Genomic DNA, 23,574 nt, shown 5'->3' with positions numbered 1-23,574 from the left:
TGCTAATCCAGCGACTTGCTGGCCTGTTCGAACGTGTCCTTGCTCAGCCCGGGGGTCGCCACGATCCGTTCCAGCTCGGCGCGCATGCGGGCGGCGCGTTCGGCGTCGAAGCGGCGCCAGCGGCCCAGCGGCGGCAACAGCTTTGCCGCGGTCTGCGGATTGATCCGGTCGAGCGCCAGCAACTGATCCGCCACGAAGCGATAGCCGCGGCCCGACGGGTGGTGGAACGCGCGCTGGTTCACCCCGAAGGCGCCGATCACCGAACGCGCGCGATTGGGGTTGGCGAGCGTGAAATCGGGGTGCGCGGCCAGCTTTTCCACCGCCTCGGCGGTGTCGTCGCGCGTCGACAGCGCCTGGGTCTGGAACCATTTATCCAGCACCAGCGCGTTGCCGCGATAGCGATCGTAGAATGCCGCCAGCGCCGCCGCGCGCTCGTCCGACCGGCCGTTGACCAGCGTGCCCAGCGCCGCCTGCCGGTCGGTCATGTTGTCCGCGCCCTCGAACTGGCGGAAGGCCAGCGCCGGAGCATCCGCGGCGCCGCTGGCGGCGATATAGCCCAGTGCCACATTCTTGATCCGCCGAGCGCCCTTCGCCGCGGGCGAATATTCGAAGCGGTTGGCGCGATTGGCCTCATAGGCGTCGCGCCACTGGCCGGCCAGCGCCGTGGCCAGCTCGCGGCGCAGCGCCTCACGTGCGCGGAAGATCGCCTCGGGATCGACGATGTCCATCTGATCGCCGATGAAGCTGTCCGACGGCAGCAGCACCGCATCGGCCACGAACGCGCGGTCCAGCCGCGTATCGGCCAGCGTGTTGCGCACCGCCTCGATCACCGGGCCATGATCGAACGGCGCGCCGCGCACGGCGGCGGTCAGCGTGTCGAGCATGAGCTGCTGCATCGCCTCATAGCGGGCGAAGGGGTCGTCATCGTGCGCGGAAAGGAAGGCGAGCTGATCGGGCGTGCGATCGGTCTCCACCACCACGGGGGCGGAAAAGCCGCGGTTGATCGAAAGCACGGGAGGCTCGGTCAGGTTGCCGAACACCAGCTCCTGCTCGGGCCGGTTGAGCAGCACGAGCTGCTCGTCGCACAGCGCGCGGCCGGTCACCCGGCCGAACAGCTTCAGCTTCAGCGGCAGCACCATCGGCGCCTTTTCGGGCTGGCCGGGGGTGGGCGGCACCGTCTGCTTCAGCGTTAGCCGCGCCTTGCCGCCGTCCTGCGCCAGCGTGGCCGATACGCGCGGCGTGCCCGCCTGGCTGTACCACAGGCGGAACTGCGCCAGGTCGACGCCGCCGGCCTCCTCCATGCAGCGCACGAAATCCTCGCAGGTCGCGGCGGTGCCGTCGAACCGGTCGAAATAGATGTCGGTCGCCGCGCGGAACTTCTCCGGGCCAAGGATCGTGGCCATCATCCGGATGACCTCGGCGCCCTTGTTGTAGATCGTCGCGGTGTAGAAGTTGCTGATCTCGATATAGCTGTCGGGCCGCACCGGATGGGCCAGCGGCCCCGCGTCTTCCTGGAACTGGCTGGCGCGCAGCCCGCGCACATCCTCGATCCGCTTCACCGCGGCGCTGCCCTGGTCCGCGGAGAAGCTCTGGTCGCGGAAGACGGTGAAGCCTTCCTTCAGGCTGAGCTGGAACCAGTCGCGGCAGGTGACGCGGTTGCCCGACCAGTTGTGGAAATATTCGTGCGCCACCACCGCGGCGACCGCGTCGTAATCCCAATCGGTCGCGGTGTCCGGATCGGCCAGGATGTAGCGGCTGTTGAAGACGTTCAGCCCCTTGTTCTCCATCGCGCCGAAGTTGAAATCGTCGACGGCGACGATGTTGAACACGTCCAGATCATATTCGCGGCCATAGACCTTCTCGTCCCAGGCCATGCTGAGCTTCAGCGCGTGGAGCGCGTGATCGGTCTTGGCCAGGTCCGGCTCGCGCACCCAGATGCCGAGCTGCACCTCGCGCCCCGACATGGTGGTGAAGCTGCCGCGATTGGCCACCAGGTCGCCCGCCACCAGCGCGAAGAGATAGGAAGGCTTGGGGAAGGGATCGTGCCATTCCGCCCAGTGCCGCCCGTCCGCCAGATCGCCCTGGGCGACCGGATCGCCATTGGCCAGCAGCACGGGATAGCGCGCCTTCTCCGCCGCCATCCGTACCCGGTATTTCGTCAGCACGTCGGGCCGGTCGGGGAAGAAGGTGATCCGGCGGAAACCTTCGGACTCGCATTGGGTGCAGAGGATTCCGCCCGAGGCATAGAGGCCCTGGAGCTGGGTGTTGCGCTCGGGCGCGATCACCACCTCGGTCTCGATCCGGTGGGCGGCGCCGGGCAGCGCGATCACCAGGTCCGGCCCCTCCATCGTCCAGGCCGCATCCTTGCCGTCGACGCGCACCGCCAGCGGCTCCAGCCCGTCGCCCATCAGCACCAGCGGGCGATCGTGGCCGCCGTTGCGCGTCACCTTCAGCGCCGCGCGGACGCGCGTGGCGGCGGGGTCCAGCTCGAAATCGAGCGCGATCTCCGGCACCAGCCAGTCGGGTTCGCGATAATCCTCGCGGCGCGTTACGCGCGGCGCTGCGGCGGCGTTCTGTGCATCGGCCATGGCGCGCTGATATAGGGGCAAGTCCGCTTCCCGCCACAGGAAATCGTGTTGCGCGGCGCGCGTGCGCTGCGTACCCATCGGGCATTCATCCCGTTCAGGATTTCCCGATGCTTCGATTTGTCAGTGCCTTTGCCTTCGCCGCGCTTGCCGCCGGCGCCGCGCTCGCCGGACCGACCGGCGACGAGGCCGCCGCCGAGCGCAACGCCCGCATCAACGCCCCGCTGCCCGCCCCCCAGGCGGCGATGAAGAGCCATGTGATGTTCCTCGCTTCCGACGCGCTGCGCGGGCGCGAGGCGGGGGCGCCGGAATATGAGATCGCGGCGCAATATGTCGCGTCGCAATTCTACGAACAGGGGCTGGTGCCCGCCGGCGACAACGGCAGCTTCCTGCAGAATGTGCCGCTGCTCAGCTACAAATCGGCCAGCAAGGGCAGCTTCCTGCTCAACGGCCAGCCGCTGGAATTCGGCGTGGAATATCTGCCCGGCGCCGATCCGATGCGCGACACGACCAAGGTGGATGCCGAGGTGGTGTTCGTCGGATACGGCATCGTCGCGCCGCAGTTCGGGATCGACGATTACAAGGGCGCGAAGGTCAAGGGCCGGATCGTCGCCTTCTTCGGCGGCGCCCCGCGCGGCCTTCCCGGCGAGGAGCGCGCCCATTTCGGCAACGCCGCCAACAAGGCGGTGATCGCCCAGCAGCATGGCGCGATCGGCACGATCACGCTGGAATCGCCCGTCACCGCCAAGGTGCGCCCGTTCGAGCGCATGGCCGCCGGCTGGGATTCCTCGCGCATGACCTGGGCCAACCCGGACGGCACCGGCCATGTCGCCGCGCCCGGCGCGCCATCGCTGGGCGGGCTCAGCATGGCCGCCGCAGCCAAGCTGTTCGCGGGCGCCAAACGCCCCTGGGACCAGCTCGCCAAGATGACCGAGGACGACAAGGCCAAGTTCAAGCCCGAACTGCTCAAGGCCCGGCTCGCCGTCTCGCTCGAAACCAAGCGCGAGCCGGTGATGAGCTGGAATGTCGCCGGCCTGCTGCCGGGCAGCGATCCGACCCTGTCGAAAGAGGTGGTGGTGCTTACCGCCCATCTCGATCACATCGGCGTCGGCCGTCCGGACAAGAACGGCGATACGATCAACAACGGCGCGATGGACAATGCCGTCGGCATCGCCTCGCTGATCGAGGAGGCCCGCCGTTTCAAGGAATCGGGCAAGCCGCCGCGCCGATCGATCCTGTTCCTGGCGGTCACCGCGGAGGAGAAGGGGCTCGTCGGCGCCGATTATTTCGCCAACAATCCCACGCTGGCGAAGGAACGGCTGGTCGCCAACGTCAACCTCGACATGCCGATCCTGACCTACAAGTTCGACGACGTCATCGTGTTCGGCGCGCAGCGCTCGTCGCTCGGCCCGATCGTGGAGGCGGCGGCGAAGGACATCGGCGTCACCATTTCGCCCGATCCGATGCCCGACCAGGGGCTGTTCACCCGTTCGGACCATTATCGCTTCGTCCAGCAGGGCATCCCCTCGGTGTTCCTGTGGCCGGGCGAGGCGGGGCCGGGCAAGGCGGCGGTCGAGAAGTTTTTCGCCGAGAACTACCACAAGCCGTCGGACGAGATCTCCGGACCGATCGACTGGGAATCGGGCGCGCGCTTCATCGACGTGAACTATCGCATCGCCCGCGCGATCGCCGATGCGGAGGTCCGCCCGCTGTGGAACAAGGGCGATTTCTTCGGCACGCTCTACAAGGGGCCGGTCGCGCCCTGAACGTCCCCTCCGCCCTGCCGAACCGCCACTAGGAAAGGCCCTTCATGCTCCGCTACCTGTCGCTGATCCTGCTGCTGCTCGCCGCGCCGCTGGCGCACGCGCAGCAACTGCCGCCCGAACAGGCGGCGATGAAGGCGCATATCCAGTTCCTCGCCTCCGATGCGATGCGCGGCCGCGATACCGGCTCGCGCGAGTTCGACATCGCCGCCGAATATGTCGCCGCGCAGTTCCTGGCGCTGGGGCTGAAGCCGGCGGGGGTGGACGGGGACTGGTTCCAGCCGTTCCGCATGGTTTCGGTACGGCCGCAGGGGCGCGGCACGATGGTGATGACGCGGCGCGGCGCCGAACCCGCGCCGCTCGTCTTCGGCACCGATTTCGTCAACGACGCGATCCCCTCCGCGCTGCAGTTCGCGGCGAGCGGCGACGTGGTCTTCGCCGGTTACGGCATCGTCTATCCCGAGGGGAAGCGCGACGACTACAAGGGGCTGAACGTCAAGGACAAGATCGTCGCGATCCTGCCCGGCACGCCCAAGGGGCTGCCCAACGAGGTCTCGGCGCATCTGGGCGACGAGGCGCAGAAGGCGATCTTCGCCCAGGAGCGCGGCGCGCGCGCGGTGATCGTGCTCGAATCGGCGGCGCGGCACGATGATCTGCCCTTCGCCACCTTCGTGCGCTTCTACGATTACCCGCGCTCCACCTGGGCGGGGCCGGACGGCAAGGCGCATTCGCCGTCGCCCGGCGCCCCCGTCGCCGCCTATGTCAGCCAGGCGGGCGCGGAAAAGCTGTTCGCGGGCGCGCGCATCAAATGGGCCGATGTGCTGGCGGCGGAGGCCAAGGGCACGCGCATGCCCACCGGACCGCTCGCCGCGACGCTCACGCTCGCCAGCAAGACATCGGTGGTGCCCACGCCCAGCAAGAACGTGATCGGCATGATCGAGGGCAGCGATCCCGCGCTCAAGGGCCAGTATCTGGTGCTCACCGCGCACCTCGACCATGTCGGCGTCGGCGATGCGGTGAACGGCGATCGCATCTACAACGGGGCGATGGACAATGCCTCGGGCGTCGCCGCGCTGATCGAGGTGGCGCGCGCCTTCCGCGCATCGGGCAAGGCGCCGCGCCGATCGATCCTGTTCATCGCGCTGGGCGCCGAGGAGAAGGGGCTGATCGGCTCCGACTATTTCGCGCACAACCCCACGGTTCCGCGCGCCGCGCTGATCGGCAACCTCAACTTCGACATGCCGATCCTGACCTATAAGGTCGAGGATCTGGTGATGAGCGGCGGCGAGCGATCGACGATCAGCCAGGCCGTGGCGAAGGCCGCGGCGGCGGAGGGGCTGGCGATCGTCCCAGATCCAACCCCGGAGGAGATGTTCTTCGTCCGGTCCGATCACTACAGCTTCGTCAAGGCGGGCGTGCCCGCGGTTTCGATCGACACCGGTCCCGGCGGCGCGGGGGCGGAGGCGCAGAAGCTGTTCCTGGCCAACGACTATCACAAGCCATCGGACCAGATCACGCTGCCGTTCGACTGGGCTTCCGTCGCCACCTATGTCCGCGTCGTCTATGGCGCGTCGCGGATCGTGGCCGACGCGAACGATCGCCCGCGCTGGGTGAAGGGCGACTTCTTCGGCGTCCAGTTCGACGGATACGGCGCGAAGTGACGGCACGGCTGCCCCGGCCCCGCCGGGGTGGCCGCCGCCCCTATCGCTGCCGCGCCGCCAGCGCCAGCGCCAGCCCGGCGATCACCAGCACGGCGCCGCCGGCCGCCAGCGCCGACCAGCGATAGCCCTCGGCCAGCGTCGATATCGCCATCGCGATCACCGGGATCACCGCGCCTGTATAGGCCGCAGGCCCCGGCCCGATGGCGCGGATCAGCCCGAAATAGAGGCTGAAGGTGAAGGCCGATCCGATCACCCCCAGGTAGAGCAGCCCGGCGACATAGCCTGCGCGCGGCTCGAACACCGGCGGCCCGGCGGTGGCCAGCGCCCAGATCGCGTCCGCGCCCGCGCCGGCCAGCATCGCCCAGCCGAGTATCGCCGCGGGCGGCTGGTGGCGCATCCGCTCCGCCGCCTGCATCACATTCGCCACCGACGCGCACATCACCCCCGCGAGCGCGATGCCGATGCCGGTCAGCGCCTCGCGCGGGCCAGCCTCGGCCAGCCGCGCCTCATGCACGAACAGCAGCGCGACGCCCGCCAGCGCGATCGCCGATCCCGCGGCGAACCGCGCGCCGATCCGCTGGCCCAGGAAGACGCGCGCCAGCACCGCGTTCGGCACCAGCAGCAGCGCATAGACCACGGCCACCACGCCCGATGTGATGTGCTGTTCCGCGCGATAGACCAGGTTGAAGTTGAGCATGAACTGCATCAGCCCCAGCACCGCCGCCAGCGCGAAGCCCTGTGCGTCCAGCCTCAGCCGCTCGCCGCGCCAGGCCGCCCAGCCCAGCATCGCCGCCCCCGCGATCGCAAAGCGATAGGCGACCGACCAGCTCGGCGGCACCACCGCAAGCTGATCGCGGATCACGATCCAGGTCGATCCCCATACGAGGCACACCGCCACGAAGGGCAGGATCACCGGGGCGCGGGCGGTGCGCGCGGCGGTCATGTCACAGCGCCGCGATCGCCTCGGCCAGCGGCTTCACCGCCTCCGCGCCCTGGTTCCAGCTCGTCACCAGCCGCGCCTCGCCCACGCCCCAGTCGTAGAAGTCGAAGCCCAGCCCGCGCAGCTTCGCCGCCTCTTCCGCGGTCAGCCGCACGAACACCTCATTGGCCTCCACCGGGAACACCAGCCGCGCGCCCGCCGCCTGGGCCAGCAGCCGCGCGCCCGCATTGGCCGCGCGCCCGTTCTCCAGCCACAGATCGCCGTCCAGCATTGCCAGCAGTTGCGCGGCCAGATACCGCCCCTTGGACAGCAGCAGCCCGGCACGCTTGCGGCGCACCAGCGTCGGCGCGGCCAGTTCGGGGCGGAAGAAGACCAGCGCCTCCGCGTTCATCCCGCCGTTCTTGACGAAGCCGAAGCTCAGCGCGTCTACGCCCGCGCGCCAGGTGAGCTCGGCGGGCGAGCATCCCAGGTGCGCCACCGCATTGGCGAAGCGCGCGCCATCCATGTGCAGCCCCCAGCCGCGCTCGCGCGCCAGCGCGCCGATCGCGGCGACCTCGCCGGGCGAATAGGTCAGGCCATATTCGGTCGCGTTGGTGATCGATATCGCATGGACCTGCGTCTGGTGGACGTCGGGGCGGATGCGCCCGGCCACCTCGCGGATCGCATCCGGGGTCAGCTTGGCGCCCGGCCCGTCCACCGGAATCAGCGTCGCGCCATGGGTGTAGAAAGCGGGAGCCCCCGCCTCGTCGCCGGCGATATGCGCCGCGGCATGACAGACGATGCCGCCCCAGGGCTGGCACAGCGCGCCCAGCGCCAGGCAGTTGGCGGCGGTGCCGGACGGCACCCACAGCACGCGCACCTCGGTCTCGAACAGCTCGGAGAAGCGCCCGTCGAGCTGCCGCGACCAGCGGTCGCCGTCATAGGCGGTATCCATGCTGTCGGCGGCGGCCATGGCTTCGAGCACGGCGGGGTGGACCGGGGCGGCGTTGTCCGAAAAGAAGCGCATGCCGCCGCCCTTGCGGGGTGCCGCGCCGCGCGTCAACCATGCCCTCGCGGCCGTTCCGTTCGCCCTGTGCCGGCGAAGGGGCCGGGGCGGCGCGTGCGCCTCCGCGGCCGCCTCCGCCCCGGCCGGATCACGGCCCGGTGCGCGCCGGTGTGCGGACGGGTTCGGGCGCGGACGGGCGGCGCGGGGCGGTGGTGGCGTCCTCGCGCGCGGCGGGCGTTTCGCTCGGGCGCGGGGTCGGCTCGCCGGGGCCGAGCGGCACCACCTCGGTCGTCGTCACGCCGTCCAGCCCCTTCACCAGCCCTTCCAGCGCATCCTCTAGGCCCAGCGTGTCGTTGCCCTCGGTGGCGTTGCTCTCGACCGGCGGCGGCGGCGCGGCCTGGATGTCGAGCGAGCGCGCCATGAAGTCGCGCCAGATCCGCGCGGGCAGCCCGCCGCCCGAAAGCGCGGCGTTGGGCGAATTGTCGTCGTTGCCGATCCACACGCCCGCCACGATCCCGCCGGCATAGCCGACGAACAGCGCGTCGCGATTGTCCTGCGTCGTGCCGGTCTTGCCGAAGGTCGGGATCGATAGCCGCGCGGCCCGCCCCGTGCCCGATTCGACCACGCCCGACAGCAGCATGCGCAGATCTTCCAACTGGCCGCCGGGAAAGCGCGTCGCGCCGCCCAGCCGGGCGCCCAGCCAGTCCTGGTCCTCGGTCAGCTCGGGCAGGCCGCGCGGGCGCACAGGATAGGCGCCCTCGGCCACCGCGGCATAGGCGGCGGTCAGCTCCAGCAGCGACACGGTGGAGGTGCCCAGCGCCGTGGTCACGTCGTCGCCGATCGGGGTGGAGATGCCCAGATCGCGTGCCGCCTGGCGCACCTTTTCCGGCCCCAGCTTCTGAAACAGCCGTGCCGCCACCACGTTGCTGGACTTGGCAAAGGCCTGCGCCAGCGTGATCCGCCCGGCATAGCGGCCGTCGCTGTTCTCCGGCGACCAGTCGCCGATCGTCAGCGGCGTATCGTCCACCGGCGAATCGGGCGCGAAGCCGGATCGCAACGCCGCCAGATAGACGAACAGCTTGAACGCCGAGCCCGGCTGGCGCCGCGCCTGGGTGGCGCGGTTGAACGCGCTTTCGGAATAGCTGCGCCCGCCCACCATCGCGATCACGCTGCCGTCCGGGTGCATCGCCACCAGCGCCACCTGGGTGCCGCGCGCGGCGGCGGCGCGCACGGCGCGCTCGGCGGCCTTCTGCGCGCGATCCTCCAGCGTGGTGCGCACGGTCTGTTCGGTGGCGACGCCGCCCGCGCGGTCGCGCGCCTGGGGCAGCACCCAATCGGCGAAATAGGTGCCGTTGGGCAGCTCTTTCACCCGGTCGGGCTTCAGCACGGCGGGGCGGATCGCCTTGGCCTCCGCCTCGGTGATCAGCCCCACGTCGCGCATCGCGGCGATCACCAGCTTCTGGCGTTCGCGCGCGCCCTTCAAGTTGCCGGTCGGCGCCAGCCGGCTCGGCGCTTGCACCAGCCCGGCGAGCAGCGTCGCCTGGCTCAGCGTCAGCTTCTCGGGCGTGGTGCTGAAATAATGCTGCGCCGCCGCCGACAGGCCATAGACGTTGTCGCCGAAATAGACGTTGGAGAGATAGCGGCTGAGGATCTCGTCCTTGCTCAGCCACGCCTCCAGCCACACCGATATCATCGCCTCCTGCGCCTTGCGCGTGAAGGTGCGGCTCGAATCGAGGAAGGCGTTCTTGGCGAGCTGTTGCGTGATGGTGCTGCCGCCCTGCTGGCGCCCGCCGGTGAGGTTGTTGACCACCGCGCGCGCCACGCCGCGCGGATCGACGCCCCAATGGCTGTAGAAGCGCCGGTCCTCGATCGCCACGAAGGCGCCGGTTACGTAACGCGGCAGCTTCGCCGCATCCACCGGATCTCCGATCGTCGCGCCGCGCCGGGCGATCGGCGTGCCCTCGGCAGACAGCAGCGTGATCGACGGCGGGGCGGGCGGCTCCAGCGATTTGGAGAGCGGCGCGGTGAGTGCCAGCCAGGCGATCGCCACCACCATCAGGATGATGAACCCGGCCAGCCCGCGCACGATCCAGCGGCCCCAGGGGCGCGGCTTGCGCAGCACCAGCACGGGCACGTTGCTGGTGTACCCGCCCGGCTGCATCTGCGCGGGGGCATAGGCGGGGGGATAGGGCGGCGGCGGGGGAGGCGGCGGCGACTGAAACTGCTGCGGCCGCTGCGCCGCGGGCGGGATGCCGCCGGTCAGCTCCAGCGGGTCGTCCGCAGCCGGCCAGTCCTGCGCGGGCGTCCGCCGCCATGCGCGGGCGGGCGGATCGATCACGTCCATCGTCGGCTCGGGCTCCGGCCCGGGCGCGGCGGGGCGGCGGCGGAAGGGGTTGAGCGCGGCGAGATCGATCGGGATGCGCGGTTTGGCCGGGCCGGGCGCGGGCGGCTCGGGCACGGGCGGCGGCGCGGCCTCGGTCCGGCGCGGGCGGAAGGCCGGGCCGGACGATGCGGAAGGCTGCGGCGTCGTCTGGGCAGGGGGCGGGGGAGGCGGCGTTTCCGCTCCCCCGCCGCCGCTCCGGCGCAGCGGGAATCGCGCGCGATCCTCGGGCGGCCTAGCCATGGGCCGGCCGCTCCGGGGGGCGATTCTGGATTCCCTGCCGCGCGCGCATGCCCGATCCTATCGTCCGTGCCGCCCGGCGGAAATCCCCCGCGCCCGCGTTTGCGTCAGCGCCGCAGGCCCAGCGCCTTGGGCAGTCCGGGCACGGTCATGGCCCCCTCCAGCACCTGCAGGCTCGATCCCTTGAAGTCGTCGCCGATCGGCTCGTAACGGCCGCCCAGGCACTTCGACAGGAAGGCTTCGGAGATGCCGAAGAAGCTCAGCCGGTTCTCCGGACGGACGAAGCCATGCCCCTCGTCGGGATAGTTGACATAGGTGACCGGCAGCCCCTTGGCCTTCATCGCGCTGACGATCTGGTCGCTCTCCGCCTTCACGACGCGCGGGTCGTTCTGGCCCTGGCCGATCAGCAGCGGCACCTTGATCGCGTCCACCTTGCTGATCGGCGATTGCGCCATCATCCGCGCCACGTCCTCGGGCTTGCCGGGGTCGCCGATGTGCTTGAAGAAGGTGCCTTCCAGGATCGGCCGCCAATAGGGCGGGAAGCTCTCCATCAGCGTCTTCAGGTTCGACGGGCCGACGATGTCGACGCCGCAGGCGAAACGGTCCGGCGTGAAGGTCACGCCCACCAGCGTGGCGTATCCGCCATAGGAGCCGCCCATGATCGCCACCTTGTCCCTGGTGGTCACGCCCTTGGCGATCGCCCAGTCGACCGAATCGATCAGGTCGTCGTGCATCGCGCCGGACCATTGGCCGATCGCGGCATTGACGAAGCCCTTGCCGAAGCCGGTCGATCCGCGGAAGTTGACGCTGAGCACCGCATAGCCGCGATTCGCCAGCCACTGGTGCGCGCTGTTGTAGCCATATTCGTCGCGCGCCCAGGGGCCGCCATGGACGAACAGCACCATCGGCACCGGCTTGTCGGCCACGCCGTCCTTGTTGGCATCGGCGCCGGCCGGCAGCGTCAGATAGCTCACCAGCGTCTTGCCGTCGCGGCTGGCGATCTCCTGCGGCCACATCGGCTGGAGCTTGTAGTTCTTGAGGTCCGGGCGGCCCTCATAGAGCTTGGTCAGCGTCTTCGCCTTGCGATCGAAGATATAGGTGACCGCCGGGCTCTCCGCGGCGGACACGCCGACGATCGCCTTGCTGCCGTCTTCGGTCACCGATTGGATGCTGAACTCGCCCGGCAGCTTCGATTTCAGGAATTCCAGCTCGGCCGTGGCGGCGGGCGTCAGCCCGGTCCACTCGTTCTTCAGATAGTTGACCGAGAAGGCGAGCGGCTCGAACGTCTGCGGATCGACCAGCAGGCCCTGCACGTCCGCCTTGTCGCTGGTCGCGATCACGCTGCTTTCCAGCGTCTCGGTGTCCATCGCCACCAGCGCGGCCTTGTCGCGCCCGCGGCTGTCCACCCAGTAGAGCTTCGTGCCGTCCTTGTTGAAGCCCACCGGACTGGTGTTGAAGAAATCCTCGTTGGCGACCTGGAACACTTCGCTCCACTTGCCGTCCTTCAGGCGGAAATATTGCGATCCGCCGCCGGGCACCTGCTTCATCGCGAAGCGCGGGCGGAGCTGGTTGTCGGTTACGATCGCGCCATAGCCGGGGTTTTCCAGCACCAGCTTCTTGGTGCCGGTCTTATAGTCCACTTCGTAAAGGTCGAAGAACTGCGGGTTGCGGTCGTTGACGCCGATCAGCACCACGTCCGGGCGCAGCGCGCTCAGCCCCTGGATGTCGGCGCGTACCTTGTCGCCATAGGGGGTCAGGTCGATCTCGGCGCCGGTGGCGAGGTTCACCGATTTGATGTGCCAGTTCTCGTTGCCGCCGCTGTCGTTGGCGTAGAGCAGGTGCGTGCCGTCGGGCGCCCACCAATATTGCTGCAGCCCGCGCTTGGCCTCCTTGGTGATCGCCTTGCCCGCGGCCAGATCGCCGATCGGCGCGACCCAAACGTTCATCACGCCTTCCACCGGGGCCAGCCAGGATACGTGCTTGCCGTCGGGGCTGATCTGCGCGCCGGCGCGGTTGGGGTTGCCGAAGATGGCGTCGCGCGGGATCAGCGCGGGATCGGCGGACGGGACGGGGGCGGCGGCGATCAGCGCGCCTGCCGAAGCGGTGCCGAGCGCCAGGGCGAGCAGCAGGACGGAACGGGTCTTCATGGGCGAATCCTCCCGGTTTGGATGGGCGGAGCTTAGCGGCGCATGTGTATTATGACAACAATACACTTGATATCCGGCGGAGTGCGCGGGCAGCGGCGCGCTGGCAGCGCTCAGGCTTCCAGCTCGACGTCCCAGTATAGCCAGTCGCGCCAGGTCTCGTGCAGGTAATTGGGCGGAAAGCGCCGGCCATGTTCCTGCATCTGCCAGCTTGTCGGGCGGATCGGCGGGATCGCCAGCGGCATCGCCGCCTCGCGCGGGGTGCGCCCGCCCTTCTTCAGGTTGCATGGCGCGCAGGCGGTGACGACATTCTCCCAGGTGGTGCGCCCGCCCTGGGCGCGGGGAATGACATGGTCGAAGGTCAGATCGCGGCCGCTGCCGCAATATTGGCAGGCGAACTTGTCGCGAAGGAACAGGTTGAAACGGGTGAAGGCGGGGAATTGCGAAGGCTTCACATATTGCTTGAGCGCGATGACCGAAGGGAGCTTCAGCCTCGCGCTGGGACTTCGCACCTCGCGTTCGTAATAGGAAACCACGTCGATGCGATCGAGGCACAGCGCCTTGACCGCGGTCTGCCAGGGCCAGATCGACAGCGGATAATAGGACAGCGGCGTATAGTCGGCATTGAGAACGAGCGCGGGGCAGCTATCCGGATGGCGGATCAGATCGGGATGATACATGCGCTCCCTCGCCCCTTTTGCCTCGCCCGGCACATGGCCGTTAACCGTGACGATGCAATGACAGCACAGCGCGCGACTCGCGGTCAAGAGCGGGGTTGGCGATGATCGTCACCCGCTTCGCCCCCAGCCCCACCGGGTTGCTCCATCTGGGCCATGCCTGGTCGGCGGTGCAGGCGCATGGTTTCGCGCGGGCGGGCGGGGGGCGCTTCCTGCTCCGGATCGAGGATATCGACGGCACGCGCAGCCGGGTGGAGCATGTCGAGGCGATCCTGCGCGACCTGGAATGGCTGGGGCTCGACTGGGACGGGGAGGTGACGTTCCAGTCGCGGCGGCTGAACCACTATGCGGACGCGCTGGAGCGCCTGCGTGCGATGGGGCTGCTCTATCCCTGTTTCTGCACCCGCGCCGATATCGCCGCCAGCGCCGCCGCGCCGCATGGGCCGGAGGGGCCGGTCTATCCCGGCACGTGCCGCGGGCTGGCCGCGCCGGACCTCTCCCGTCCCCATTGCTGGCGGCTGGATGTGGCGAAGGCCCACGGCGAGGAGCTATGGTGGCACGACGCCTTCTCCGGCTGGCGGCGGGCCGAACCCGCCGCGCATGGCGACGTCGTGCTCGCGCGCAAGGACGCGCCCGCCTCCTATCATCTCGCGGTCACCGTCGATGATGCGGCGCAGGGCGTCACCCATGTCGTGCGCGGGCGCGACCTGTTCGCCGCCACCGATGTCCACCGGCTGCTCCAGGCGCTGCTCGATCTCCCGGTGCCCGAATACCGGCACCACCCGTTGCTGGCCGGGGCGGACGGCGCGCGCCTGGCCAAGCGCCATGGCGCGCCCTCGCTCCAGGCGATGCGGCTGGCGGGCGAGGACGGGCGCGCGCTGGCGGAAAAGCTGCGCGCGGGCGAGCTACCGGTTGGAATCGCGCTGCTGAAGGACTAGATGCGCCCCATGACGCTGTTCGCCATCCTGCTGCTCGTCGCCCTGCTGATCGCCGTGCTCGCGGTGCTCGCCATGGGGCTGGTCAACCTGGTCAAGACCAGCGACGCGGAACAGCGCGGCGAAGGCGAAGGCCCCAGCGACCGCGCGCTCAAATCGAACAAGCTGATGTGGTACCGCATCTATCTCCAGCTCGCCGCCGTTGGCGTGATCGCGCTGCTTCTGCTGTTCGCCTCGGCTTCCGGGAACTGATCCGCTGGTCCGGCTCAACCGGATCTACACCCGCACCGGGGACGACGGCACCACGGGGCTGGCGGATGGTTCGCGCGTGTCGAAGGGCGACGCGCGCATGGCCGCGATCGGCGATGTGGACGAGGCGAACTGCGCGATCGGCGTCGCCCGTGCCGCGCTTGGGCCGGGCAGCCTTTCGGAGATGCTCGCGCGCATCCAGAACGACCTGTTCGATCTTGGCGCCGACCTCGCGACACCGGGGGAGGTGGAGGGCGCGCTGCGGCTGATGCCCGGCCAGACCGAGTGGCTGGAACACAGCATCGACCGGATGAACCTGGCGCTCGAACCGCTGACCAGCTTCGTGCTGCCCGCGGGCGATCCGGCCGCGGCGGCGCTGCACCTGGCGCGCGCGGTGGTGCGCCGGGCGGAGCGTTCGGCGGTCGCCGCCGGGGCGGGGCCGCTGGTGCTGACCTATATCAACCGGCTGTCCGATCTGCTGTTCGTCGCGGCGCGGATGGTGAACCAGAACGCGCATGGCGACGTTCTCTGGGTGCCGGGTGCATCGCGTAGCTGATGATCCTGATCGGCGCCTGACCGCGCCAGGCATGGATTGACGCGCTGCCCTCTCCGGGCGTATGGAGAACATAATGCGAACAAACATCGGCCTCGCCGCGCCGGCCGCGCTCGCATCGCGCTATGCCCGGGTCCGCGCGCTCAGCGTCGCGCTGGCGGCGCCGCTGTCCGATGCCGATGCCAGCGTCCAGTCGATGGACGATGCCTCGCCCGCCAAATGGCATCTGGCGCATACCACCTGGTTCTTCGAAACCTTCGTGCTGCGCGATTTCGTGCCGGGCTATCGCCTGTTCGACGATCGCTGGCCCTATCTGTTCAACAGCTATTACGAGGCGGAGGGGGCGCGCCATGCCCGCCCCCGGCGCGGCATGCTGACGCGCCCGTCGCTGGCGCAGATATGCGATTGGCGCGCGGCGGTGGACGATGCGCTGCTGGCCGCTCTGCCCGGCCTTTCGCCCGAGGCGGAGGCGCTGGTCCAGCTCGGCTGCCACCATGAGGAACAGCATCAGGAACTGCTGCTGACCGATATCCTCCACCTGCTCGCGCAGAACCCGCTGGAACCTGCGCTCTGGCCAGGCGATCCCAAGGTGCCCGTCGCCATGCCCGGCCCGCCCGGATGGATCGCGGGGCGGGCGGGGGAGGCGGAGGCAGGGTGCGACTACCCGTCCGGCGCCACCGCCTTCGCCTTTGATTGCGAAGGGCCGCGCCATCGCGTGCTGCTCCACCCCCATGCGATCGCGGACCGCACCGTCAACAACGGCGAATGGGCCGCCTTCATCGCCGACGGCGGCTATCGCAATCCGGCGCTGTGGCTGTCGGACGGCTGGGCCTGGGTCCAGCGCGAGGGCGTGACGGCGCCGCTCTACTGGCGGCAGGACGATGGCGTGTGGACGCGATTCGGGCTCGACGGGCGCCGCCCGGCCGATCCGGCCGCGCCGGTGACGCATGTCAGCTTCTTCGAGGCGGACGCCTATGCGAGCTGGGCCGGCGCCCGCCTGCCCACCGAGTTCGAGTGGGAGGCCGCCGCCGCGGCGCACGATCCCGCGGGCGGCAACCAGCTCGACGGCGCAGGCCCGGCCGAGCCGCGCCCGTCCGCCGGCGGCCCCGCCTTCTTCGGCGATGTGTGGGAATGGACCGGCAGCGCCTATCGCCCCTATCCCGGCTTCCGCGCGGCCGAAGGCGCGGTGGGCGAATATAACGGCAAGTTCATGAGCGGCCAGTTCGTGCTGCGCGGCGGAAGCTGCGCCACGCCGCGCGGCCATGTGCGCGCCAGCTATCGCAACTTCTTCTACCCCCATCAGCGCTGGCAATTCACCGGCGTCCGCCTGGCGAGGGATCTGTGACATGCTGAAGCAAGAGATCGAGGACGGCCAGGCGACGCTGGCCGATCCGGCCTTCCGCGCCGACGTGCTGAACGGCCTTGCCGCGCGGCCGCGTGCGATCCCCGCGCGCTGGTTCTACGATCGCCGCGGATCGGAACTGTTCGAGGAGATCACGGCGCTCCCCGAATATTATCCCACGCGGACCGAGACCGCGCTGCTGCGCTCGGTCGCAGGCGAGGTTGCCGCGCGCGCCGGGCCGGGCCGCGCGGTGGTGGAATTCGGCGCGGGATCGGCGGCCAAGACGCCGATCCTGCTCGGCGCCGCCGCGCCGGCCGCCTATGTGCCGATCGACATCTCGGGCGATTTCCTGCGCCATTCGGCCCGGGCGCTGGCGCAGGCGTTTCCGGGGTTGCCGGTCCATCCGGTGGAGGCCGATTTCCTGCGCCCCGTGCCGCTGCCCGATGCGGTGGCGGGGCTGGCGAAGCTGGGCTTCTTTCCCGGATCGACGATCGGCAACATGAACGCCTGGGCCGCGGTGGACCTGTTGCGCGCGATGCGCGGCTGGCTGGGCGAAGGCGCGATGCTGCTGATCGGCATGGACCGGGTGAAGCCGCTGGACGTGCTGATCCCCGCCTATGACGATGCGGCGGGCGTGACGGCCGCGTTCAACCTGAACCTGCTCCACCGCATCAATCGCGAGCTGGGCGGGACGATCCCGGCGGATGCCTTCGCCCATCGCGCGATCTGGAACGCCGACGCCGCCCGGATCGAGATGCACCTGGAGGCGCTGCGGGACGTGGCGTTCACGGTCGACGGCCGTCCCTTCGCGATGGCGGCGGGCGAGACGATCCATACCGAGAACAGCCATAAATACGGCCCCAACGGCGCCCGCATGCTGCTGCGCGCGGGTGGCTGGACGCCGGTTGCCGAATGGACCGACCCGAAGGACTGGTTCGCGCTGATACTCTGCGAAGCCCAGCCGCTGCGCGCCGCGCCCTGACCTTTGCGATCCCCCGCCGGCGGAGCTACCGCCAGACCGGCGTGGCGCGGAACACCGTCAGCCAGTCGATCGAACCGCGGCATTCGCCCAGCCGGGTTTCCAGGATCAGGCGGAAGCGGCTGCCGTCCCACACCCAATCCTGCGCCCCGCCGCAATCGCCCAGCCCCCGGCCCTTCATATAATGGCCCAGCACGCCCTTCTCGTCGCTCCAGCCCGCGTTGGTCAGGATGGTGACGCCGTTCAGCTCCACGTCCGGCCCCGTGTCGAACTTGGCGGGCGCCGCCTTGCCGCCCGTCACCACGAAGGCGGCGGCATTGAAATTATAGGCGCCGCTGCCGCACGGGATCAGCACCAGCGTGTTGCGCGCGTCCAGCTTCGCGATCTCGGGCTTCAGCGCGGGATTGTCGTTCAGCTCCTCGCACTCGCCCTGCTTCGTCATCGCCGCGATCAGATCGGGCGCGATGCGGGGTGGCGCCCCCTTTGGCGCGCGCAGCGCCGGGACGCTGGGCAGCGCCGCCGCCTTGGGCACCGCCGACACCGGCTTGGTCCCGCGCGCCACCAGCGCGGTCAGCGTGCCGCTGCGCCCCTGCTGCGCGTCGATCCAGCGGAGCATCGCCGACGAGCCGGCGAGCGAGATGAACGCCACCCGCTTCTCATGATAGTCGCGCACGGTCATCCGCTTGCCCGTGGCCATCGCCCGTGCCAGCCCCTCGGCCGCCGCGCCCTCCAGGTGGATGCCGGTTTCCAGGATCACCGCGGGCGTCATCGGCCGCCCGTCGATCTCGATCATAGCGCGGCCCGGAGTGGCATGCGGGGCGATGTCGATCGTCAGCCCGCCCGCCGGCCCCGGATCGCGCCCGATCGAGACCTGGACATGATCCTCGCCCAGCCGCGCCGCGGGCTGCAGCGAAACCGCCTCGCACCGCATCACATTGTCGCAGGTCACGGCCCAGTCGCCGAACAGCCGCTCGGGCACGGGCGGGGCGGCGGAAGTCAGCAGCAGCAGCGGAAGCAGGCGGATCATGCGCCGGTCCTAGCCTAAGCCGGCGCCGCGCGGTAGGTGGCGCCGGAATCGCAGGGAGTTGGGACATGAAGACCATTGGCGTCGTCGGCGCGGGACAGATGGGGGCGGGCATCGCCCAGGTTTCCGCCCAGGCCGGATACCGCGTGCTGCTGTCCGACGTTGACCTGGCGCGCGCCGAGAAGGGCAAGGCCGGCATCGCCAAGGCGCTGGGCCGCCTGGTCGAGAAGGAGAAGATCGCCGCCGAAGCGCGCGATGCCGCGCTGGCAAACATCGAGCCGGTTCAGGGCGCAGCCGCCATGGCCCCGTGCGAGCTGGTGATCGAGGCCGCCACCGAGCGCGAGGAGATCAAGCGCGCGATCTTCGCCGATCTGGGCAAGGTGCTGGCGGCCGATGCGATCCTGGCCAGCAACACCTCGTCGATCCCGATCACCCGGCTGGCCCAGGCCGCGCCCGATCCCGCGCGCTTCATCGGCGTGCATTTCTTCAATCCGGTGCCGGTGATGGGCCTGATCGAGCTGATCCGCGGCCTGGCCACCGCCGACGCCACCGTCGCGGCGGTAGAGGCCTATGGCAAGTCGCTGGGCAAGGCGATCGTCCACGCCAACGACGCGCCCGGCTTCATCGTCAACCGCATCCTGCTGCCGATGCTCAACGAGGCGTGCTTCGCGCTGGGCGAGGGCGTGGCGAACATCCGCGATATCGACACCGCGGTGCAGCTCGGCCTGAACCATCCGATGGGGCCGCTCACGCTGGCGGATTTCATCGGGCTGGATACCTGCCTGGAGATCTGCCGCGTCCTGCACGAAGGCACCGGCGATCCCAAGTTCCGGCCCGCCCCGCTGCTGGTGAAATATGTCGAAGCCGGCTGGTACGGCCGCAAGACCGGCCGCGGCTTCTATGACTATTCGGGGCCGGAACCCGTGCCGACGCGGTGATCGGCGCGCGCCATCGCGCCCCGCCTCAGCTCCGCGCGCGCGGCGTCCTGCGGCGGGGGGCAGGGGCGGAGGGCGGCGCGGGCGGCGCCGGGGGCGCGAAGCCCTGCGCTTCCGGCGCGTCCTCGAAGCGATAGCCGAGCCGGGCGTGGCCCTTCACCGGCCCGGCGACGTCCGCGACGATATACAGCGGCCGCCGCTTCGATTCGACGTAGAGCCGGCCGAGATACTCGCCGATCATCCCCAGCACGAACATCTGCACCGCGCCCAGCACCACCACGACCAGCATCGTCGAGGTCCAGCCCTGGATCGCGCGGCCGGTGACCCAGCCGAACGCGATATAGAGCACCAGCAGCACCGACGCGCCGGTCAGCGCCAGGCCGACATGGCTGGCGAAGCGCAGCGGCGCGGTGGAAAAGCCGGTCACCGCGTCCAGCGCGAAGCGGATCATCTTGCTCAGCGGGTATTTGCTCTCGCCCGCGTGCCGCTCCTGCCGGTCGTAGAGGAAGGGCACCTGGCGGAAGCCCACCCAGGCCACCATGCCGCGGATGAAGCGCGCCTGTTCCGGCAGCGCCAGGAAGGCGTCGAGCGCGCGGCGCGTCATCAGGCGGAAGTCGCCGGTGTCGAGCGGGATCGGCGTGTCGGTCACCTTGTCGAGCACGCGATAGAAGGCGGCCGCTGTGGCCAGCTTGAACACGCTCTCGCCATCGCGCTTGCGGCGCACGGCATAGACCACGTCGGCGCCCTGTTCGGCCATGGTGGCACGCATGTCGGTCAACAGCTCGGGCGGGTCCTGCAGGTCGGCGTCGATGATCAGGATCTGGTCGCCCGAACACAGGTCCAGCCCGGCGGTGAGCGCAAGCTGGTGGCCGTGGTTGCGCGACAGGTTGATGCAGATCAGCCGCGGATCGGCCGCGGCCAGGCGCTGCATCACTTCCCAGCTCCGGTCGCGCGATCCGTCGTTGATCAGCACGATTTCATGGTCGTCGCCCACCGCCGCCTTGGCCGCAGCGGAGACGCGCGCGTGCAGCATCTCGAGGCAGGCTTCCTCGTTGTAGCAGGGGATGACGACGGATAGCTTCGGACGGTCCATGGACGCGCGCTTTAGCGCTGTCTCACGCGCACGTCATGCGCGGAATCGTGCATGGCCTCTGCACTGCCGGATGGCGGGGCGCCGAACCGGGTGTGTCAAATAGACATCGTACCGGAACTGTCGTGGAACCGTCATCGATCCGTCATTCGGAATCTATCTCGCCGCAATGAAACGCAACTAGGCGCCCTCGCAACAGATCAGACACACCATATCGGGGGTCCTAACAATGCGTTCGATCACTGCTCCTGGCGCTGGCCGCCGGGCTCAACTGCGTATGCTGCTGGCGGCGGGCGTGTGCCTTTCGGTGCTGGCGATGCCGGCTCATGCGCAGGACGCCCCGGCGGGCGAGGAAGAGGACGGCACGATCGTCGTGACCGGATCGCGCCCGATCGCGGAGTCCGAGGCCGCCGCGCTCGACGTGCAGCGCAACACCGATTCGCTGGTCGCCGTCGCCGCGTCGGACGGCGTGGGCCGCCTGCCGGACCAGAACATCGCCCAGGCCACCAGCCGCCTTCCGGGCGTCGCCGTGGAGCGCGATCAGGGCCAGGCGCGCTACATCAGCCTGCGCGGCGCGCCCAATTATTGGACCACCCTGTCGTTCGACGGCATCAACGTGGTGAGCCCCGAGGGCCGCGATGCGCGCTTCGACTCGGTCCCCTCCGCGATCGCGTCGCAGATCATCGTTTCCAAGGCGGTGACGCCGGACATGCCGGGCGAGACCGTCGCCGGCAATGTGAACGTGATCACGCGCTCGGCGTTCGACTACAAGGGCTTCCACGCGGCGGGCAAGGCGGGCTTCGGCATCGCCGAACTGGGCGAGCGCAAGCAGTATGAAGGCTCGCTGGTCCTGTCCGACCGTTTCGATACGGGCGTGGGCGAGGTCGGCGTGCTGGTGTCCGGCTCCTATTTCCAGCGCGCGATGGTCACCGACAATTTCGAGACCGATTACGAGCGCGTGAGCCAGGATCAGCGCCCCGGCTGGGAAAGCCGCTTCTGGGCGCAGGAGACCGAGAACAAGCTGTACCGCCTCACCCGCAAGAACTGGTCGGTCTCGGGCCGGCTCGATTGGCGGCCCGATGCGGACAACAGCATTTCGCTGCGTTCGATCTACACCATCTTCATGGACGACGAGGCGCGCGACAATTATCGCTTCGACCTCGACGATCGCCAGTCGGACCTGTCGAACAGCTCGGCCGCCTGCACCATCGCGGTGAACCCCACCCCCACCAACACCGGCTATGCCGACGTCTGCATCGGCAACACGCCGCAGAAGGGCGTGATCTATGGCATCGACATCCGCCAGCGCTCGACGCTGCGCGCATTCCGCCAATCGATCTTCACCAACACGATCGAGGGCAGCCACAGCTTCGGCGACGGCTGGGAGCTGAAGTGGCTGGGCAACTACACCGAATCGAAGGACGATCGCTCGGTCGTCGGCGAGGCGAGCTGGGACAGCCCCAGCACGCGCACGCTGCGCCCCACCGTCGCCTATGATTTCAGCGATCCGAACTATTCGCGCCTGAATCTCTACACGACGCTCCAGCTCAGCGGACCGACGCGCTATCAGGCGGGCACGCCCGTCACCGCGATCGACAGCTTCACCAAGCCGCTGTCGTCGCTCACCATCCTGGACGCGATCGACACGACCAAGGCCTATACCGGCAAGCTGGTCGTCGCCCGCGAGACCAGCTTCCTGGGCGCGGACGCCACGTTCAAGCTGGGCTTCCAGTTCGATCAGCGCACCAAGGTGGCCGACGAGAAGCAGATCACGCTGAACACCGCGCCGCAGTTCGCGACGATCGGCATGCCCACCGACTATAACCTGTTCTCGCTCGACCAGCCGTTCCTGGGCAAGATCGCGATGGGCTATACCTTCCGCTATTTCGACACCGACAAGATGCGCGCGGCGGCCGAGGCGGCGCGGGCGAACTTCGCCTTCGCGCCCAACACCGCGAACAACTATGACGTGCGCGAGCAGGTGCTGGCCGGCTTCGCGATGGGCACGCTGAAATATGACTGGGGTTCGCTGGTCGGCGGCGTGCGCGTGGAGCACGTCAAGAACCGCGGCATCGCCGTGGCGACGATCGCGTCGACCACCGGCCTGGTGACCGCGGAGGCAGAGCAGACGCTGGCCTTCCCCAGCCTGCACGTGAACTACAACCTGGACGATTCGAAGAAGCTGCGCGTTTCGTTCAACAGCGGCGCGGCGCGGGCCGATTACGACCAGCTCCGCCCGAACGTGGTGGTGAACGACACCAACGGCACGATCTCCGGCGGCAATCCGGCGGTGAAGCCCGAGCGCGCCTATGGCATCGACACCTATTTCGAATGGTATGTCGAGCCGCAGGGCTATCTGATGGTCGGCGCCTTCTACAAGAAGGTGGAGGACGTGCTGTACCGCCAGACGCGCAAGTTCGGATCGAACGCGCTGGACAGCAACGGCATCGATCGTTCGGACTATGACTTCTCCGGCATCACCAATGGCGGCAACGGCCGGGTGTTCGGCATGGAAGCGGCCGCGCAGCTTCAGCTCGAGCCGTGGACCGACACGCTCGGCCTGCCGGGCTGGATGGGCGGCTTCGGCATCAGCGCCAACGTGACGCTGAACGACAGCAAGGTGACCAAGCCCGCGGTTCCGGGCGTTCCGGCCCGCAAGGTCCGGCTGCCGGGCACCTCGGACCTCGTCTACAACGTGGGCGCCTATTACGAGAAGTACGGTCTGTCGCTGCGCCTCCAGTACCAGAGCCGCAGCAAGTGGCTGGACGGTATCGCCGACGACCTGACCGACGCCGGCGACACCTATTGGGCGGGCGACGAAGAGATGGATTTCTCGGCGCGCTATGCGGTCACGCCGAATTTCGAAATCTATTTCGACGCGACCAACCTGCTGAACCAGCCGGGCCGCCGCTTCTCCGATCCGGCGGGCATGCTCACGGCGCAGGGCATCCCCACGGCGAGCAGCGAAGCGCAGACGATCGAATGGGAGCGTTTCGGGCGCCGCTACAGCGGCGGTATCCGCTTCAACTTCTGACGAAGCCGGTTGCGGGGCCGCGGCGGATGACGTCGCGGCCCCCATCCGGGCCTCACCC

At 69.3% G+C, this 23,574-nt stretch carries 17 protein-coding genes; 9 read left to right on the top strand and 8 right to left on the bottom strand.

Annotation, left to right across the window (positions count from 1 at the left end; all coding sequences use genetic code 11):
- Positions 1–2: 2 nt before the first annotated feature.
- Positions 3–2,588 (bottom strand): aminopeptidase N, encoded by a 2,586-nt coding sequence (gene pepN, locus OM513_RS14145; protein ID WP_264945126.1) that lies wholly within the window; start codon positions 2,586–2,588, stop codon positions 3–5.
- A 107-nt stretch (positions 2,589–2,695) separates the two neighbouring features.
- On the opposite strand from pepN, the gene OM513_RS14140 reads away from it, so the two are divergent.
- Positions 2,696–4,351: a M28 family metallopeptidase gene (locus OM513_RS14140; protein ID WP_264945124.1), complete on the top strand. Its 1,656-nt coding sequence runs from the start codon at positions 2,696–2,698 to the stop codon at positions 4,349–4,351.
- Between the two features lie 44 nt (positions 4,352–4,395).
- Positions 4,396–6,009 carry a M20/M25/M40 family metallo-hydrolase gene (locus tag OM513_RS14135; RefSeq protein WP_264945123.1) on the top strand — a complete coding sequence of 538 codons (1,614 nt, stop codon included), beginning with the start codon at positions 4,396–4,398 and terminating at the stop codon, positions 6,007–6,009.
- A 40-nt stretch (positions 6,010–6,049) separates the two neighbouring features.
- On the opposite strand, the gene OM513_RS14130 is transcribed toward OM513_RS14135, so the two are convergent.
- The 5 genes from OM513_RS14130 to OM513_RS14110 all read right to left on the bottom strand — a co-directional run bounded on the left by OM513_RS14130 (position 6,050) and on the right by OM513_RS14110 (position 13,378).
- Complete coding sequence (locus OM513_RS14130; RefSeq protein WP_264945122.1) at positions 6,050–6,952, bottom strand: DMT family transporter; 903 nt, start codon at positions 6,950–6,952, stop codon at positions 6,050–6,052.
- Between the two features lies 1 nt (position 6,953).
- Positions 6,954–7,955: a threonine aldolase family protein gene (locus tag OM513_RS14125; protein WP_264945121.1), complete on the bottom strand. Its 1,002-nt coding sequence runs from the start codon at positions 7,953–7,955 to the stop codon at positions 6,954–6,956.
- A 127-nt stretch (positions 7,956–8,082) separates the two neighbouring features.
- A complete protein-coding gene (locus tag OM513_RS14120) occupies positions 8,083–10,557 on the bottom strand; it encodes a transglycosylase domain-containing protein (protein WP_380916345.1) in 2,475 nt (824 codons plus the stop codon).
- A 104-nt stretch (positions 10,558–10,661) separates the two neighbouring features.
- Positions 10,662–12,701, bottom strand: a complete 2,040-nt coding sequence (locus OM513_RS14115) for a S9 family peptidase (protein ID WP_264945120.1) — start codon at positions 12,699–12,701, stop codon at positions 10,662–10,664.
- A gap of 110 nt (positions 12,702–12,811) precedes the next feature.
- Positions 12,812–13,378, bottom strand: a complete 567-nt coding sequence (locus tag OM513_RS14110) for an HNH endonuclease (RefSeq protein ID WP_264945118.1) — start codon at positions 13,376–13,378, stop codon at positions 12,812–12,814.
- A gap of 101 nt (positions 13,379–13,479) precedes the next feature.
- Between OM513_RS14110 and gluQRS the strand changes: the two genes are divergently transcribed.
- From gluQRS to egtD, 5 genes are all read left to right on the top strand, one after another.
- Entirely contained in the window at positions 13,480–14,313 is an 834-nt protein-coding gene (gene gluQRS, locus OM513_RS14105) for a tRNA glutamyl-Q(34) synthetase GluQRS (RefSeq protein WP_264945117.1), read from the top strand.
- Between the two features lie 9 nt (positions 14,314–14,322).
- Positions 14,323–14,562, top strand: coding sequence for a twin transmembrane helix small protein (locus OM513_RS14100; protein ID WP_264945115.1), 240 nt, complete (start codon positions 14,323–14,325; stop codon positions 14,560–14,562).
- Between the two features lie 4 nt (positions 14,563–14,566).
- Complete coding sequence (locus tag OM513_RS14095; protein WP_264945317.1) at positions 14,567–15,115, top strand: cob(I)yrinic acid a,c-diamide adenosyltransferase; 549 nt, start codon at positions 14,567–14,569, stop codon at positions 15,113–15,115.
- Between the two features lie 73 nt (positions 15,116–15,188).
- On the top strand, positions 15,189–16,457 hold the full coding sequence (egtB, locus tag OM513_RS14090) for an ergothioneine biosynthesis protein EgtB (RefSeq protein ID WP_264945114.1): 1,269 nt from the start codon (positions 15,189–15,191) through the stop codon (positions 16,455–16,457).
- Between the two features lies 1 nt (position 16,458).
- Positions 16,459–17,436, top strand: a complete 978-nt coding sequence (gene egtD / locus OM513_RS14085; RefSeq protein WP_264945113.1) for an L-histidine N(alpha)-methyltransferase — start codon at positions 16,459–16,461, stop codon at positions 17,434–17,436.
- A 25-nt stretch (positions 17,437–17,461) separates the two neighbouring features.
- Here the strand turns inward: egtD and OM513_RS14080 are convergent, their stop codons facing one another.
- The gene (locus tag OM513_RS14080) at positions 17,462–18,460 is read right to left on the bottom strand and encodes a DUF1176 domain-containing protein (protein WP_264945112.1); all 999 of its coding nucleotides are present in this window, start codon (positions 18,458–18,460) and stop codon (positions 17,462–17,464) included.
- A gap of 65 nt (positions 18,461–18,525) precedes the next feature.
- Between OM513_RS14080 and OM513_RS14075 the strand changes: the two genes are divergently transcribed.
- Positions 18,526–19,395, top strand: a complete 870-nt coding sequence (locus tag OM513_RS14075; RefSeq protein WP_264945111.1) for a 3-hydroxybutyryl-CoA dehydrogenase — start codon at positions 18,526–18,528, stop codon at positions 19,393–19,395.
- A 25-nt stretch (positions 19,396–19,420) separates the two neighbouring features.
- Here the strand turns inward: OM513_RS14075 and OM513_RS14070 are convergent, their stop codons facing one another.
- On the bottom strand, positions 19,421–20,485 hold the full coding sequence (locus OM513_RS14070) for a glycosyltransferase family 2 protein (protein WP_264945110.1): 1,065 nt from the start codon (positions 20,483–20,485) through the stop codon (positions 19,421–19,423).
- A 274-nt stretch (positions 20,486–20,759) separates the two neighbouring features.
- Here OM513_RS14070 and OM513_RS14065 point away from each other — a divergent pair, with 274 nt between their 5' ends.
- Positions 20,760–23,516 (top strand): TonB-dependent receptor, encoded by a 2,757-nt coding sequence (locus tag OM513_RS14065; RefSeq protein WP_264945108.1) that lies wholly within the window; start codon positions 20,760–20,762, stop codon positions 23,514–23,516.
- The last annotated feature ends 58 nt before the right edge of the window (positions 23,517–23,574 follow it).

Origin of the sequence: Sphingomonas canadensis, from assembly GCF_026013525.1 — a bacterium.
Lineage (GTDB): Bacteria > Pseudomonadota > Alphaproteobacteria > Sphingomonadales > Sphingomonadaceae > Sphingomonas > Sphingomonas canadensis.
The sequence above is the reverse complement of the archived record's forward strand: the minus strand, read 5'-3'. Positions and strand labels throughout refer to the sequence as shown.

Excerpts from the sequence above, each read along its gene's own strand:
- pepN (WP_264945126.1), bottom strand. The coding sequence starts at position 2,588 with ATGGCCGATGCACAGAACGCCGCCGCAGCGCCGCGCGTAACGCGCCGC.
- OM513_RS14140 (WP_264945124.1), top strand. The coding sequence starts at position 2,696 with ATGCTTCGATTTGTCAGTGCCTTTGCCTTCGCCGCGCTTGCCGCCGGC.
- OM513_RS14135 (WP_264945123.1), top strand. The coding sequence starts at position 4,396 with ATGCTCCGCTACCTGTCGCTGATCCTGCTGCTGCTCGCCGCGCCGCTG.
- OM513_RS14130 (WP_264945122.1), bottom strand. The coding sequence starts at position 6,952 with ATGACCGCCGCGCGCACCGCCCGCGCCCCGGTGATCCTGCCCTTCGTG.
- OM513_RS14125 (WP_264945121.1), bottom strand. The coding sequence starts at position 7,955 with ATGCGCTTCTTTTCGGACAACGCCGCCCCGGTCCACCCCGCCGTGCTC.
- OM513_RS14120 (WP_380916345.1), bottom strand. The coding sequence starts at position 10,557 with ATGGCTAGGCCGCCCGAGGATCGCGCGCGATTCCCGCTGCGCCGGAGC.
- OM513_RS14115 (WP_264945120.1), bottom strand. The coding sequence starts at position 12,701 with ATGAAGACCCGTTCCGTCCTGCTGCTCGCCCTGGCGCTCGGCACCGCT.
- OM513_RS14110 (WP_264945118.1), bottom strand. The coding sequence starts at position 13,378 with ATGTATCATCCCGATCTGATCCGCCATCCGGATAGCTGCCCCGCGCTC.
- gluQRS (WP_264945117.1), top strand. The coding sequence starts at position 13,480 with ATGATCGTCACCCGCTTCGCCCCCAGCCCCACCGGGTTGCTCCATCTG.
- OM513_RS14100 (WP_264945115.1), top strand. The coding sequence starts at position 14,323 with ATGACGCTGTTCGCCATCCTGCTGCTCGTCGCCCTGCTGATCGCCGTG.
- egtB (WP_264945114.1), top strand. The coding sequence starts at position 15,189 with ATGCGAACAAACATCGGCCTCGCCGCGCCGGCCGCGCTCGCATCGCGC.
- egtD (WP_264945113.1), top strand. The coding sequence starts at position 16,459 with ATGCTGAAGCAAGAGATCGAGGACGGCCAGGCGACGCTGGCCGATCCG.
- OM513_RS14080 (WP_264945112.1), bottom strand. The coding sequence starts at position 18,460 with ATGATCCGCCTGCTTCCGCTGCTGCTGCTGACTTCCGCCGCCCCGCCC.
- OM513_RS14075 (WP_264945111.1), top strand. The coding sequence starts at position 18,526 with ATGAAGACCATTGGCGTCGTCGGCGCGGGACAGATGGGGGCGGGCATC.
- OM513_RS14070 (WP_264945110.1), bottom strand. The coding sequence starts at position 20,485 with ATGGACCGTCCGAAGCTATCCGTCGTCATCCCCTGCTACAACGAGGAA.
- OM513_RS14065 (WP_264945108.1), top strand. The coding sequence starts at position 20,760 with ATGCTGCTGGCGGCGGGCGTGTGCCTTTCGGTGCTGGCGATGCCGGCT.